Genomic DNA, 14,240 nt, shown 5'->3' with positions numbered 1-14,240 from the left:
CCCCAGTGTGGCATGACGCCGACGCTGCGGAGACTTTTCAGCGCCGCCGCGCCACCAGCATGCGGTCCTTGCCCGTCAGGTCCTGGCGGGTCTCGATGGCGGTGAAGACACCCGTCGCCTCCGCCGCCTCGCGAGCACTCTCGCCCTGCACGTCGGCGTGCTCCATGACGAACAGGCCGCCAGGCCTCAGCAGGCGCGCGGCGGCGGCGATGACGGCGCGTGGAATCTCAAGCCCATCCTCGCCGCCTCCGAAGAGGGCGAGTTGGGGGTCGTGTTCGCGGACCTCTGGGTCGCGAGGGATCGCGCCCGGGGGGATGTACGGCGGGTTGGACACGACGATGTCGATGGTTCCGTTGAGGTCGGCGAGCAACGAGGAATCGCCCACATCGCCGAGTTCCGTCCTCCCGCCTATCGCGCCGACGGTGGCGCGATTTGAGCGCGTCATACGCACCGCGTCCTGGCTCGCATCGACGGCGACGACTGTAGCGTCAGGGGCCTCGACGTCGAGCGACGCGGCAATGGCGCCAGAGCCAGAACACAGGTCAACCACGAGGGCCGCGCGTCCGGCGCCGGTGAGCAGTAGCGCCTCGTCGATCGCCACGCCCGCGACCACCTCTGTCTCGGGTCGCGGCACGAACACGGCAGGGTCGACCGTGAGCGTCACGTGGCGAAACACGGTGTAGCCGACGATGTGTTGCAAGGGCTCCCTCGCCGCTCGCCTTGCCACCACGTCGGCGAACTCGGCGTCGAAGCCCTCAGGAAGAGCGTCGGGCTCAAGAACGGGATACCGCGGCTCGCCCAAGACAAAGGCAGCCAACTCGCGAGCGTCGTGCGAGGGAGACGCAACCCCGGCGTCGGCGAGGGCGCGCGAGGCGGCCCTGACCTGGTCCCCCAGCCGCGCCATCAGGACTCGTATGCGTCGAGCCGAGCCGCCTCGTCGGCGTCAATCGCCGACTGAACGACGGGGCCGAGTTCACCTGCGAGCACGTGGTCAAGGTTGTACGCCTTGTAGCCCGTGCGGTGATCAGCGATGCGGTTCTCTGGGTAGTTATAGGTGCGAATGCGCTCTGAACGGTCCACCGTGCGCACTTGAGACTTGCGAATGTCGTGCGCCTCGGCGTCGGCGGCCTCCTTTTGGGCGGCCAAGAGACGCGCCCGCAGGATCCGCAAGGCCGACTCCTTGTTCTGGAGCTGGCTCTTCTCGTTTTGGCAGCTCACCACGATTCCCGTGGGGACGTGCGTGAGGCGCACGGCGGAGTCGGTCGTGTTGACGGACTGACCGCCAGGTCCTGACGAGCGGAACACATCGACGCGCACGTCGTTCATGTCGATCTCGACCTCGGAGACCTCTTCGACCTCCGGGTAGACCAGCACGCCAGCGGCGGACGTGTGGATGCGGCCTTGAGACTCGGTGGCGGGGACGCGCTGCACGCGGTGCACTCCGCCTTCGTACTTGAGATGCGCCCAGACACCGTCTTGAGGCTCGGGGTTGCCCTTTGACTTGATCGCGACCGAGATGTCCTTGAAACCGCCCATGTCAGTGGGCGTCGCCTCGAGCACCTCGGCCTTCCAGCCCTTGGTCTCTGCGTACTTCAGATACATCTTGAGCAGGTCGCCGGCGAACAGGGCAGACTCCTCGCCGCCCTCTCCCGACTTGATCTCGACGATGACGTCGCGAGCGTCGTCGGGGTCCCGCGGAATCAGGATGCGGCGCAGCGTCTCCGTGGCCTCTTCAGCCGCGGCCTCGAGCGCGGGGATCTCCGCGGCGAACTCGGGATCCGAGTCCGCCATATCCCTCGCAGCTGCGAGGTCATCTTGCGCGGCCTCCCACGCGTGGTGCGCCGCGACAACGCGTCCTAACTCAGCAAAGCGACGTCCGAGGGTACGCGCCCGTCCCCCGTCGGCGTGAACCGCGGGGTCGGAGAGCTGATGCTCGATCTCGTCGTACTCGTCCAGCAAAGGCTGAACGGCTGCGAATGCTTCTGCCACGTTGTCGCGACGCCCGGTCGCTTAGTCCTTGTTGCCGTAGCGCTTCTGGAAGCGTGCGACGCGTCCTCCGGTGTCCATGATCTTCTGCTTGCCCGTGTAGAACGGGTGGCAAGCCGAGCAGACCTCGACGCTGATCTTGCCGGAGGTGACGGTGCTGCGGGTCTCAAACTCGTTGCCGCAGGTGCACGTGACAGTGGTGGTCACGTACTCGGGGTGGATGTCCTTCTTCATGATCTCCCTTTAAGGTGCTGCCGGGTCCGTGTGCATACTTTGCGACGGTGAACCGGCCAGCCAGCCCTCTATTGTGCCAGAACTGAACCTGAATCGGCTACACCGTGTTCCGGACGGCTGCGGCGCGCCCGCCGCGCCCGTCCCACTGCACCCCACCCGCCGTCGGCGCCCGGCGCCACCGCACCCCTCTCGTCGCGCCCCTTCCACCGCGCTAGCGGGAAATGAGTGCATAATCGGCGCCATTTCTTGCACTCAAGTCCCATTGGCACGCTGCGTTGTCCACAGATCGCGTACCAGGCTTCCGCGTCAGCGCAGGAGCCGCTTGGCTCGTCAGATGCGCACCATTGCCGGCCTCACGCATCTCGACCAGCCTCTGACTCGCTTCCTATCCTCAAATCAGCACGCATTCACCAGAGCCGACCTGCTCAGTCGATGGACCCGCACAGCTCTCGAGCGCGCCGTCGAGGCTGGCACTGTCACACGGATCCTGCCTGCGGTGTACTGCTCGACTGAGCATCGTGGCAATCCCCTAGTGCGCGCGGAGTCGCTCAACTTGTGGCACCCGGCGGGGCTGGTGACCGGCGCACTCGCGCTGCATCTGTACGCCAGCGAACTTCAGGCCCCGAGTGCCGCCGACCTCAGGGTGACCAGCGGCTTTAGGCCCCATGCGACGTCGTGGGTTCGATGCCGCCAGGGTGCGCCTGTGCGCTTCTCGAGCAGCCCGCGCGGAGTTCAGTGCACGGAGCCCGCTATGGCCTTGCTGGACGCGTGGCGTTTCGCCCTACCGGACGAGCGGATCAACCTGCTGTACGAGGCGCTTTGGGCCCGGGTGTGCACCTGGCGACAGCTACAGCGCGAACTCGAGCGGGCACCGCGCGTCGCGGGACGCCGTGACCTCCAGCGCGTACTCAGTAGGTTTGCGGAGGGCGCGACCACCCCGCTCGAGGTCCGTGCGAAGCACGAAGTGTTTGCCGACGATCGCTTTCGAGAGTTCGAGTGGCAAGTTGACCTGCGGCTCGGGTCGCGCCGAGTGGTGGCTGACATGCTCCACCGCCGCGCCATGGTGGCAGTGGAGTTCGACGGCGACCGCTATCACTCGACCCGTCAGGCGCGAGATGAGGACCGTGAGCGCCAGACCGAACTCGCCGCAGCGGGGTACCTGGTGATCAGGTTCGGGTGGAGCGACGTGACTGCTCGGCCCGGTTGGTGCCGCGAGCGCCTGCTAAGCGCCGTTTCGGCACAACTCGCGCGTCCTGCAGGGACATAAGTGCAGCTTTCCCTGAAAATCCTGCACTCATGTCCCACCAGCGGGGGCGGGCGGTCAGCCGCGGGGGGCGAGCGGTCAGCCAGCGGGGGGCTGACCGCGTGGCGCCACACCACGCGCCCGGAATGCACGAGGGCCCGACGCCAACCACGGCGTCAGGCCCTCGTCGCGAGCGCGGGACTACTCTTTGTCTTCCGGTCCACCCGGGGTGGTCTTGGCGACCGTCATGAGGAACTCTGCGTTGGTCTTGTTCTCCTTGAGGCGTCCAAGCAGCAGCTCGATCGCTTGCTGCTGCTCGAGCCCCGTGAGGACGCGGCGCAGCTTCCAGTTCACCTTGAGTTCCTCGGGGCTGATGAGGATCTCTTCGCGGCGCGTGCCGGAGGCATTGACGTCCACGGCGGGGAAGATGCGGCGGTCGGCCAACTGGCGAGAGAGCTTGAGCTCCATGTTGCCGGTGCCCTTGAACTCCTCGAAGATGACCTCATCCATCTTGGAGCCCGTCTCCACGAGCGCGGTCGCGAGGATGGTGAGCGAGCCGCCGTGCTCAATGTTGCGAGCGGCCCCGAAGAAGCGCTTGGGCGGGTACAGGGCCGAGGAGTCGACGCCACCTGAAAGGATCCGGCCCGACGCTGGGGCGGCCAGGTTGTAGGCGCGGCCCAGGCGGGTGATCGAGTCGAGCAGGACGACGACGTCTTGGCCCATTTCGACCAGGCGCTTGGCCCGCTCGATCGCGAGTTCCGCGATCGTGGTGTGGTCGTCTGCCGGGCGGTCGAAGGTCGAGGCGATGACCTCGCCCTTGACGGTGCGCTGCATGTCAGTGACCTCTTCGGGCCGCTCGTCAACGAGCACCACCATGAGGTGAACCTCAGGGTTATTGACCGAGATCGCATTCGCGATCGACTGCAACACCAGGGTCTTGCCCGCCTTGGGCGGGGAGACAATGAGTCCGCGCTGGCCCTTACCGATGGGCGCGACCAAGTCGATCACCCTATTGGTGAGGTTGCGCGAATCGGTCTCAAGGTGCAGGCGCGCCTGCGGGTACAGCGGGGTCAAGTCCCCGAAGGACGGGCGAGCCTTGGCGTCTTCGACTGTCATGCCGTTGACGGTGTCGATGCGAGCGAGCGCATTGAACTTCTGGCGTTGGCCACGCTCGCCGGCGCGCGGCAGGCGCGCGGCACCGGTCACGGCGTCGCCCTTGCGCATGCCGTACTTGCGCACTTGGTTCATCGAGACGTACACGTCGGTCTTGCCTGGCAGGTAGCCGGTGGTGCGGATGAACCCATAGTTGTCGAGGACGTCAAGGATGCCGCCCACTGGGGTCAACTCCTCGTCGTCCCTGACGTCGTCCTCGTCAAACGCCTCCATGGGGGCGTTGCCGCCTGGCTGGTTCTCGCGGCCGCGGCCGCGGCTGCGGCCACGCCCCCTGCGCCTGCGGCCGGAGCGATCGTCGTCGTCTTGCGTCGAGTTGTCTGCGCCGCCCTGGTTGCGGTCGCTCCCCTGGTTACGGTCGCCACCCTGGTTACGGTCGCCACCCTGGTTGCGGTCGCCGTTCTGGTTGCGGTCGCCACTCTGGTTGCGGTCACCACTCTGGTTGCGGTCACCGCTCTGCGTACGGCCGCGGCTGTTACGCTGGCCACGGTCGTTGCCTCCTTGGCCCCGATCGCCGCCGTCGCTCGCTGACTCACCCGTCGCTGCAATGGCAACGGCTTCCTTCGCACGCCTGGCGCGCTCGGCCGCCTCGTCCGACTCGGCGGCAGTTTCGGAGCCGCGCTGCTCACCCGAACGCTCGTCATTGCTGCCGTTGCTCTCCACCGTCCGCGAAGGGCTCTGCGCCCGGCGGGATCGGTTCGCTGGCTGCTGCGGCGCGTCTTCGACTGGCCGGGGCGACTCGCCCGTGAGCTGAGCCTGCGAGTCATCGGCCTGCTGCGCCGACGCGTCGTCCGCCTTGCTGCTACGCCTTGGCGTGCGCTCGGAACGGGCAGGCGCGACGCCTCCGTTGCTGATGGCGGCGACGAGGTCGCTCTTTTTCATCTTGCTCACGCCGGCCACGCCGAGCTCGGAAGCAAGGGCCTGAAGCTGAGGAAGTTTCATAGCGGTAAGGGCCGCGCTGGTGTTGCCGGCCACGCTTGTGTCTGTCACTGGGTTCCTTTCCTCGCACGAGCCACGGTGGCTCCAGAGGTGCGAGTTGCCCACGTGCGCGCCATAGTGCGGAAACGTCGTCGTACAGACGCGCTTGACGTGGAATGTCGCTCGCCGGGGCACTTGGGTCCGTCCGGGGAGCGCCTCAAGCGTAGCACCGGCCCTGTCACCTGCGCAAAGACCTCGAGCCCCGCCGACGCTAGGGCCGGCAGGGCCTGGCCGTCACGTGTCGATCGGGGCCGCGAACTGCGCGTCGTAGAGCCTCGCGTAGGCGCCTTCCGCAGCGAGCAGTTCTGCGTGGGTGCCCTGCTCGACAATGGCGCCGTGCTCCATCACCAAGATGACGTCTGCGTCGCGAATGGTCGACAAGCGGTGGGCGATGACAAAGCTCGTGCGGTCCTTGCGCAGTTTCTCCATCGCGTGCTGCACCAGCAACTCGGTGCGGGTGTCCACAGAGCTGGTCGCTTCGTCGAGGATGAGCACGCTTGGCCTCGCCACGAACGCCCTCGCAATCGTGATGAGCTGCCGCTCCCCTGCCGAAAGCGTGCCGGAATCGTCGTCGATGACGGTGTCGTAGCCCTCAGGCAATGAGTGGACAAAGCGGTCGACGTACGCCATGCGCGCAGCGTCGAGGATCTCTTCCTCGGTGGCGCTCGGCCGCCCATACGCGATGTTGTCCCTGATGGTGCCGCCAAACAGCCAGGCGTCCTGCAACACCATGCCTGTGCGGGAGCGCAAGTCGTCGCGTGTCATGTGTGCGGTGTCCACGCCGTCGAGCAGGATGCGCCCTCCGTCGAGTTCGTAGAACCGCATCACCAGGTTGACGAGCGTGGTCTTGCCGGCCCCCGTCGGCCCCACAATGGCGACGGTCTTGCCAGGCTCTACGGTCAGCGACAGGTCCTCGATCAGCGGCTCGTCCTCCTTGTAGCGGAAGGACACGTCCTCGAACTCCAACTGCCCGTGGAACTCGGCGGGAGTGACCGGCTCGGCCACGTCCGGCCTCTGGTCCTCCGCATCGAGCAATTCAAAGACGCGCTCGGCGCTTGCCACGCCAGACTGCAGCAGGTTCGCCATCGATCCGAGTTGGCTGAGTGGCTGCTGGAACTGCCGCGAGTATTGGATGAACGCCTGGACGTCGCCGAGCGCCAAGTTGCCACTCGCTACCTTCAGGCCGCCGACGACGGCTATACCGACGTACACGAGGTTCCCGACGAACATAGCCGACGGCATGATGATGCCGGAGATGAACTGAGCGCCGAAACTCGCCTCGTACAACTCCTCGTTCTTCTCGGCGAACGTCGCTTCCACCTCGCGCTGACGCCCGAAGACCTTCACGAGCGCGTGGCCCGTATAGCCCTCTTCGATCTGGCCGTTGAGTTCGCCGGTGTGCTTCCACTGGGCGATGAACTTTGGCTGCGAGCGCTTGGCTACCGCGCCGACGATGCCGACGGTCAGCGGGATCGACACGATGGCCACGAGCGCGAGTTGCCAGTCGATCGTGAGCATCATGACCAAGACGCCGATGACGGTCAATACCGAGTTGAACAACTGACTCAGTGTCTGCTGCAAGGTTTGCGACACGTTATCGATGTCGTTCGTGACGCGGCTGAGGAGCTCACCGCGCTGGTGACGGTCGAAGTAGTTCAGCGGCAGGCGGTTGATCTTGGTCTCCACGCGCTCGCGCAAGCGGTACACGGTCCGCTGGGTGGCGCCATTGAGAATGTAGCCCTGCAGATAGGCCAGCAGTGAGGACGCGATGTAGAGCACGGCCACGGCCATCAGGATGCGGTGCAAGCGCGCAAAGTCGATGCCGTCGCCGGTAAGGAAACCAGTGAAGATGACGGTGGTCGCCTCGCCCAGAATCTTGGGGCCCACCACCGCGAGGGCCACAGCGAGGGTGCCGATGACGAGCACGGCGGCCACCACAGCTGCCTCTGGCCTCAGCAGAGAGGTGAGTCGCTTGATCGAGCCGCGGAAGTCTTGAGCCTTCTCGACGGGCATCCCCGCCATTCCTCCGCCAGGGCCGTGCGCCGGCCTGCCGGCAGGGCGTGCTTCCGGCTTCTCTTCGCCGCTCATGCCGCCTCCTCCGCGCGCAACTGGGTTGAGACGATCTCTTGGTAGGTCGCGGACGCCTTGAGCAACTCGGCATGCGTGCCGCTGTCGATCACGCGGCCGTCTTCCATCACCAAGATCTGGTCGGCGTCCATGATGGAGGAGACCCTCTGCGCGACCACGATGACGGTCGCGTCGGCCACCGCCTTGCGCAGCGCGGCCCTCAACCGAGCGTCGGTCGCCGTGTCGAGCGCGGAGAACGAGTCATCAAAGAGGAGTATCTGTGGCGACCGCACGAGGGCCCTCGCGATAGACAACCGTTGCCGCTGGCCGCCCGACACGGTGGTTCCACCTTGAGAGACGGGGGTGTCTAACCCTGCGGGCATCGCCTCGACGAATCCGCGCGCCTGGGCGACCGTGAGCGCCTCCCAGAGTTCCTCCTCGGTAGCGTCGGCCTTGCCGTACCGCAACGTGGAGGCGACAGTACCCGCGAAAAGGTAGGGCTTCTGTGGGACCAGCCCGATGGAGGACCACAACGTGTCCATGTCGAGCTCCCTGACATCGACCCCGCCCACGAGCACGTGCCCTCCCGTCGCGTCGTACAGCCGAGGGATGAGGTTCAGTAGCGTCGTCTTGCCCGCTCCCGTCGACCCGATGATGGCCGTGGTGGTTCCGGGAGTGGCGGTGAAAGAGATATCCGCGAGCACCGGTTGTTCCGCACCCGGGTAGGCGAAAGACACACCGCGCAGTTCCACGGTGCCCGGGGTCGGCATGTCAAAGACGGGGTTCACGGGCGGCACCACGGTGGATTCCGTCTCGAGCACCTCGCCGATGCGGTCCGCAGAGACCGACGCGCGTGGCACCAGCACGAAGAGGAAAGTCGCCATCATGATCGACATCAGAATCTGAATGAGGTACGTCAGAAACGCGAACAGCGCGCCGACGCCCGTCTCACCGGATTCGACCCTGCTGGCGCCAAGCCACAGCACCGCGACCGAGCCAAGGTTCATGATCACCATGACGAACGGGAACATGAGGGCCATGAGGCGCCCCGCGAGCAGGGCCGATTCGGTGACGTCGGCATTCGCCTTGGCGAATCGCGCCGTCTCTTCCGGTTCCCTCACGAAGGCCCTGACGACGCGCACGCCGGTCAGCTGCTCGCGCAGCACCTTGTTGACCTGGTCGATGCGTCTTTGCATCCTCTGGAAGTGAGGCACCATGCGCGTGATGATCGCGATGATCCCCACGAGCAGCACCGGCACCGTCACGACCATGATCCACGCCAAGCCGATGTCTTGGTGAAGCGCCATGATCACCCCGCCGATCGCCATGAACGGTGCGCTCACCAGCAAGGTGGCGCTCATGAGGACGAGCATTTGTACTTGTTGCACGTCGTTGGTGGAGCGGGTGATGAGCGACGGCGCACCAAAGTGCTGCACCTCGTTCTCCGAGAAGGTGCCGACGCGAGCAAACACTTGGGAGCGCACGTCGCGGCCGACGCGCATGGCGAGTTTTGCGCCAAAGTACACACCGGTGATGGCGCAGCCAGCCTGCAGGAACGACAGGCCGAGCATGACCGTGCCGACGCGCCAGATGTAGCCGGTGTCTCCTGTCGCCACGCCGTTATCGATGATGTCGGCGTTGAGGCCTGGCAGGTACAGGTTCGCGACCGATTGCGCGAGTTGGAAGGCAAGCACTGCCCACAGCAGGCCCTTATAGGGCGCCACTGATCTCACGAGAAGCTTCCAGAGCATGGGGGTTTAGCGACCTTCCTTGACGATGCCGCGCAGGATGAAATCGACGAGTTCGTCGGTGTTCACCTCGCGATCGGCGGTGAACATCGGCATGGACGAGCCGAAGGCGAGCAACCTGATGAAGAAGACGGCGAGGGAGCGTTCCACGCGCAAACGCTCGCTGTCGGGTGCGAACAACACAGTGAAGACGGCGCTGGCCCGCTCCTCCAAGCGCGCGTCGTGACGGTGCTCGTGGGGTGGTTTGCGGTGGCCAAGTGCCGACACAATTCCCACCACGTCGGTGAATCGCTCCCTGAAGATCTCGACGACAGCTTTCACCTTGACCTCAAGGGGCAGCGAGGGGTCGATCTGTTCGAGCGCGCAGAACGTCGGCTCTGGGTCCATGAAGCGCGCGACGGCCTCGTGTATCAGTTCGTCCTTGTCCGTAAACGCCCTGAAAATCGTGCCCTCGGCGATGCCTGCAGCGTCGGCGATGTCCTTGGTCGTGACGTCGCCTCCGTGGCGCAGCAACAGGGGAACGACGGCGTCGAGGATCGACTCCCTCCGGTCCTCAATGGACATGCGGGGCGCGCGGCTGGGCGTCGAAGGATTCACCGGGCCATCGTAAGTGAGTGAGCACTCACTCCGCAACTCGTGGGCGTGGACGGCCCTTGGACTCCCCCGCTCCGTGGCTGCGCGCGACGACGCCCAGCGGGCCTACCCTTGGCACGTGCCACTTCCCGACGTCCTCGAACTGCCGCTCGCCATCAACCTGCTCGCGGTGTTCTTTGGCGCACTTGGCGGAGCGCTGCGCGCAGGCGAGGAAGAACACACCGACCTCGTCGGTGTGTTCACGCTCGCCGCCGCCATGGGCTTTGGCGGTGGGCTCGTACGCGACCTGCTACTGGGCAACCTTCCACCAGCGGCCTTCCGCGACCCCTCGTACCTCGCGGTCGCCGCTGGGGCGGCCGGGCTCGGCATGCTGTTCCTGTACTACTTGCGCAAACTCGGGCCAGTGCTGTGGCCCATCGACACGATCGTCATCGGCCTGTTCGCCTGCGTCGGTACGAACGCGGCGCTTATCGCTGACCTCGACCTGCTACCCGCCATCATCATCGGCACCATCGCCTCCGTTGGTGGCCTCATCCTGTCCGACGTCCTGCAGGGAAGGCCGTCCTCGATCATGTACGTGGGACCGCCGAACGCCGTGGCAGGCATGGCTGGAGCCGCCGCCTACGCGTTGCTCTACACGGGGACGCGACCTCTGATCTCCACTGGCATCGCCGTCGTCGCGACCGTGCTCGTGCGGCTCACGGGGCCCCTCTTCCACATGACCGTCCCGCAGCCGCGCAAGCGCGCCTACGACCTCAGGGTCAAGCGACGCGAGAGCAACAGGCTGATGACGCGCAAGCGCCGGACCAGCAACCCCAGCGCTGACCCCGTCGAGTAGCTGAGCTCGTGCCGCGGACCCCGTCGAGCAGTAAAGCGCACGCTACGGGCGTCGCGGACTACAGCCGATCCACCGTCACGCCCGCCACCGGTGCCGCGGTATGTACGCAACGCCAGTGGTCGTCGCCGACGCCTTCTGCCCATTCCAGCGGTCCCGTTTCGAGACCAGCGGCGCGCAGATTCTGGCCGAGTACCAGCACGGACGGACCCGCCCCCGACACGACCGCCGCAAGTCCCTGCTCGCGAAGCGTCCTCACCATCGCGGCTGCCGCCGGCAGGATGGTGGCGCGGTAGTCCTGGTGAAGGCGATCCTCCGTCGCCGCGAGCAGGCGTTCCGGTGCCCCGGTGAGCGCGGCAACCAGGAGCGCGGCGCGGCCGACGTTGAAGGCGGCGTCGGCGTGCGGGACAGACTCGGGCAACACGGCGCGTGCCTGCTTGGTGGGAAGAATCGACTGAGGGATGAGCACCGCGGATTCGATCCCTGGTGCGACGGTGAGCGGCACCGCGTGAGCGCCATCGGCGTCTTGCCACGCGGCCGTTGCCCCGCCGTAGATGGCTGGCGCAGCGTTGTCTGGGTGGCCCTCGAATTGGGTAGCCAAGCGCAGCATCTGCTCTGGACCCAGCAACTCAGGCTCGGCGATCAGCCCGCGCATCGCTGCAATTCCCGCCACCACCGCCGCGGCAGAAGACCCCAGCCCCCTGCCGTGAGGGATGGAGTTGCGTGCAACGATCCGCAAGCCTGTGTGCGAGGCTCCCACGGCGTCGGCCGCTTCTCTGATGGCGCGAACGATCAGGTGCGACTCGTCCCGCGAAAGGCTGTCGGAGCCCTCGCCCTCGATCTCGATCTCGACGGTGCGAGCGCCGAGCGCCCACACCTCGACCTCGTCAGTCACGCCAAGAGCCATGCCCAGCGCGTCGAAGCCTGGGCCAAGGTTGCCTGCCGTCGCTGGCACTCTCACGCGGACGTGGTCGGCGGCGTAGCGCATGGCGCCTACAGCCCCAATGCCGAGGCCGCCGCCTCAACGTCAACGGGGATGACCGTGGGCTCGACGGTGCGGTCACCGAGGGCGGTCGCCGTGTCCTTGAGGCCATTGCCGGTCACGGTGCACGTGATGGTGGCACCTCGGGGCACCTCTCCCGCGGCTGCCGCCGCGAGCAAGCCTGCGATCGGAGCCGCAGAGGCAGGCTCAACAAAGACGCCCACCTCGTTCGCCAGTCGCGCCTGAGCGGAAAGGATCTGCTCGTCGGTGACGGCGCGAATCCACCCACCCGACTCGTCGCGGGCCGCGATCGCCAGGTCCCATGAGGCAGGCTTGCCGATGCGGATCGCGGTGGCGACCGTCTCAGGGTCCTTGATGGGGTGTCCGGCCACGAAGGGCGCGGCGCCTGCAGCTTGCACTCCCCAGATCTTTGGCGTGTGCGCGGCCAGGCCTGCCTGTGCGTACTCCTTGAAACCCATCCAGTACGCCGAGATGTTGCCAGCGTTGCCCACGGGAAGCATGTGGATGTCGGGGGCCTGACCCAACTGGTCGACAATCTCGAACGCCGCCGTCTTCTGGCCCTGGAGGCGGTAGGGGTTGACCGAGTTGACGAGCGCGATCGGGTAGTTCTCGCTCAGTTCTCGCACGATGTCGAGGCACTCGTCAAAGTTGCCGTCAACCTGCACTAGGTCGGCGCCGTGAACGATCGCCTGCGCCATCTTGCCTGCCGCGATCTTGCCTTGCGGGATCATCACGACGCAGCGCAGCCCTGCGTTCGCGGCGTAGGCGGCCGCCGATGCGGAGGTGTTTCCCGTCGAAGCACACACGACGGTGTGGTCGCCGTCCTTGACCACTTGGGTGATGGCCGAGGTCATGCCGCGGTCCTTGAAGGATCCGGTGGGGTTCATGCCCTCGTACTTCACGAGCACCTCGGCGCCCACCTCGGAGGAGATCTTCTCCGCATAGATCAGCGGAGTGCCGCCCTCGCCAAGGGACACAATGCGGTCGCCCTCATCGAAAGGCAGGTGGTCGAGATACTCGCGGATGATGCCGCTCCACACGTGAGCCACTGCTACTCCCCTTCGATTCTGAGGACGGAACGGATCTCCGCAACGGCCTCTGAACTTCTCAACGACTCGAGCACCTTGGCGACCTCTGCCTCTGGCGCCCGATGCGTAGAGATGATGATGGTGGCCAGGCCGGTGTCGGCCCCAGCGGCCTTCTGACGCACGGCCTCGATCGACACCGAGCGTTGTGCAAGGGTCGAGGCGATGCCCGCGAGCACACCCGGCTCGTCGTGCACTGTCATGCGCAACTGGAACCGCGACGACGAGGCCTCGATGGGCAGCACGGGGAGATCCGCGTAGTGAGACTCGCGCGGCCCTCTGCCTCCCTGCGCGATGTGGCGTGCGGCGGAGACGATGTCTCCCAAAACGGCCGACGCTGTGGGAGTGCCTCCCGCGCCCTGGCCGTAGAACATCAGCTCGCCTGCGGCCTCTGCCTCGACAAACACGGCGTTGAAGGCCCCGTGCACGCCCGCAAGCGGGTGACTGAGGGGCACGAGCGCTGGGTGCACCTTGACCGATACGCCGTCGGCCGTGCGCTCGGCGATAGCCAGCAACTTGATCACGTGGCCCGATTCGGTAGCCGCCGCAACGTCGGCCGCTGTAATGGCCGAGATGCCCTCGCAGTACACATCGTTGAGGTGGACGCGCTGGTGGAAAGCGAGCGAAGCCAAGATGGCGGCCTTGGCCGCAGCGTCGTGACCCTCGACGTCGGCGGTGGGATCTGCCTCCGCGTAACCGAGGTCTTGAGCCTGCTTCACGGCAACGTCGTAGTCGAGCGCCCTGGTGGTCATCTCGTCGAGAACGTAGTTGGTGGTGCCGTTGACGATGCCAAGGATGCGCTTCACATGGTCGCCAGCGAGCGATTCGCGCACCGGCCGGATGATCGGGATCGCTCCGGCGACGGCGGCTTCGAAATAGAGGTCAACGTTGGCGGCATCGGCGGCCTCGAAGAGCTCGGGTCCGTGAGCTGCCAGGAGCGCCTTATTGGCCGTCACCACCGCCGCGCCCGCGCCGATCGACTCGAGAAGGTAGCTCTTGGCCGGCTCGATGCCACCCATGAGTTCGACCACCAGGTCCGCCGTGTCGATGAGCCCGTGCGCATCGGACGTCAGCAGCGCGGGATCGATCACCGGGTCGCGAGGTGCGGACGTGTCGCGCACGTAGATGCCCGTGATCTCGATGGGCGCGCCGACGCGTTGTTCCAGATCGCCGAGGTTCTCCTTCAGCAACCGCACCACTTGGGTACCGACGGTTCCGGGGCCAAACAGGGCAATCTTGACGGGCTTCGCAGGCTCAGACACGGGCCCAGCCTAGCCGAGGGGTGCACCGGAGCCGG

At 66.2% G+C, this 14,240-nt stretch carries 12 protein-coding genes; 2 read left to right on the top strand and 10 right to left on the bottom strand.

The genetic code is table 11. The features are described 5' to 3' along the window. Positions 1-37 precede the first annotated feature (37 nt). From prmC to rpmE, 3 genes are read right to left on the bottom strand one after another with little or no spacing between them, the layout of a single operon-like run. Positions 38-904 carry a peptide chain release factor N(5)-glutamine methyltransferase gene (prmC, locus tag LGT36_RS01560; RefSeq protein WP_226095769.1) on the bottom strand — a complete coding sequence of 289 codons (867 nt, stop codon included), beginning with the start codon at positions 902-904 and terminating at the stop codon, positions 38-40. Further along, on the bottom strand, positions 904-1,989 hold the full coding sequence (gene prfA, locus LGT36_RS01555; protein ID WP_226264509.1) for a peptide chain release factor 1: 1,086 nt from the start codon (positions 1,987-1,989) through the stop codon (positions 904-906). The genes prmC and prfA overlap by 1 nt, the downstream gene beginning before the upstream one ends. Positions 1,990-2,010: 21 nt before the next feature. After that, complete coding sequence (gene rpmE / locus LGT36_RS01550; RefSeq protein WP_226094496.1) at positions 2,011-2,220, bottom strand: 50S ribosomal protein L31; 210 nt, start codon at positions 2,218-2,220, stop codon at positions 2,011-2,013. Between the two features lie 334 nt (positions 2,221-2,554). On the opposite strand from rpmE, the gene LGT36_RS01545 reads away from it, so the two are divergent. Continuing rightward, positions 2,555-3,487, top strand: a complete 933-nt coding sequence (locus LGT36_RS01545; protein ID WP_226094628.1) for an endonuclease domain-containing protein — start codon at positions 2,555-2,557, stop codon at positions 3,485-3,487. A 177-nt stretch (positions 3,488-3,664) separates the two neighbouring features. On the opposite strand, the gene rho is transcribed toward LGT36_RS01545, so the two are convergent. The 4 genes from rho to LGT36_RS01525 form a co-directional block, all read right to left on the bottom strand. Continuing rightward, entirely contained in the window at positions 3,665-5,623 is a 1,959-nt protein-coding gene (gene rho, locus LGT36_RS01540; protein WP_256465905.1) for a transcription termination factor Rho, read from the bottom strand. 222 nt (positions 5,624-5,845) lie between these two features. After that, positions 5,846-7,699 (bottom strand): ABC transporter ATP-binding protein, encoded by a 1,854-nt coding sequence (locus LGT36_RS01535; RefSeq protein WP_304515552.1) that lies wholly within the window; start codon positions 7,697-7,699, stop codon positions 5,846-5,848. Next, positions 7,696-9,429 (bottom strand): ABC transporter ATP-binding protein, encoded by a 1,734-nt coding sequence (locus tag LGT36_RS01530; protein WP_226095694.1) that lies wholly within the window; start codon positions 9,427-9,429, stop codon positions 7,696-7,698. The genes LGT36_RS01535 and LGT36_RS01530 overlap by 4 nt, the downstream gene beginning before the upstream one ends. A gap of 6 nt (positions 9,430-9,435) precedes the next feature. Continuing rightward, complete coding sequence (locus tag LGT36_RS01525) at positions 9,436-10,023, bottom strand: TetR/AcrR family transcriptional regulator (RefSeq protein ID WP_226095693.1); 588 nt, start codon at positions 10,021-10,023, stop codon at positions 9,436-9,438. A 115-nt stretch (positions 10,024-10,138) separates the two neighbouring features. Here LGT36_RS01525 and LGT36_RS01520 point away from each other — a divergent pair, with 115 nt between their 5' ends. After that, positions 10,139-10,858, top strand: coding sequence for a trimeric intracellular cation channel family protein (locus LGT36_RS01520; RefSeq protein ID WP_226095692.1), 720 nt, complete (start codon positions 10,139-10,141; stop codon positions 10,856-10,858). Positions 10,859-10,916: 58 nt separating this feature from the next. Here LGT36_RS01520 and thrB read toward each other — a convergent pair whose 3' ends face one another. From thrB to LGT36_RS01505, 3 genes are read right to left on the bottom strand one after another with little or no spacing between them, the layout of a single operon-like run. Beyond that, positions 10,917-11,843 (bottom strand): homoserine kinase, encoded by a 927-nt coding sequence (gene thrB / locus LGT36_RS01515; RefSeq protein ID WP_226095691.1) that lies wholly within the window; start codon positions 11,841-11,843, stop codon positions 10,917-10,919. 5 nt (positions 11,844-11,848) lie between these two features. Further along, on the bottom strand, positions 11,849-12,907 hold the full coding sequence (thrC, locus tag LGT36_RS01510) for a threonine synthase (RefSeq protein WP_226095690.1): 1,059 nt from the start codon (positions 12,905-12,907) through the stop codon (positions 11,849-11,851). Between the two features lie 2 nt (positions 12,908-12,909). Beyond that, positions 12,910-14,205: a homoserine dehydrogenase gene (locus LGT36_RS01505; protein WP_226095689.1), complete on the bottom strand. Its 1,296-nt coding sequence runs from the start codon at positions 14,203-14,205 to the stop codon at positions 12,910-12,912. Positions 14,206-14,240 lie beyond the last annotated feature (35 nt).

Origin of the sequence: Demequina sp. TMPB413, from assembly GCF_020447105.2 — a bacterium.
GTDB lineage: Bacteria > Actinomycetota > Actinomycetes > Actinomycetales > Demequinaceae > Demequina.
This window is presented reverse-complemented; position numbering and strand designations above follow the sequence as displayed.

Coding starts and splice junctions, on each gene's coding strand:
- thrB (WP_226095691.1), bottom strand. CDS start 11,843: ATGCGCTACGCCGCCGACCACGTCCGCGTGAGAGTGCCAGCGACGGCA.
- LGT36_RS01545 (WP_226094628.1), top strand. CDS start 2,555: ATGCGCACCATTGCCGGCCTCACGCATCTCGACCAGCCTCTGACTCGC.
- LGT36_RS01530 (WP_226095694.1), bottom strand. CDS start 9,429: ATGCTCTGGAAGCTTCTCGTGAGATCAGTGGCGCCCTATAAGGGCCTG.
- prmC (WP_226095769.1), bottom strand. CDS start 904: ATGGCGCGGCTGGGGGACCAGGTCAGGGCCGCCTCGCGCGCCCTCGCC.
- rpmE (WP_226094496.1), bottom strand. CDS start 2,220: ATGAAGAAGGACATCCACCCCGAGTACGTGACCACCACTGTCACGTGC.
- LGT36_RS01535 (WP_304515552.1), bottom strand. CDS start 7,699: ATGAGCGGCGAAGAGAAGCCGGAAGCACGCCCTGCCGGCAGGCCGGCG.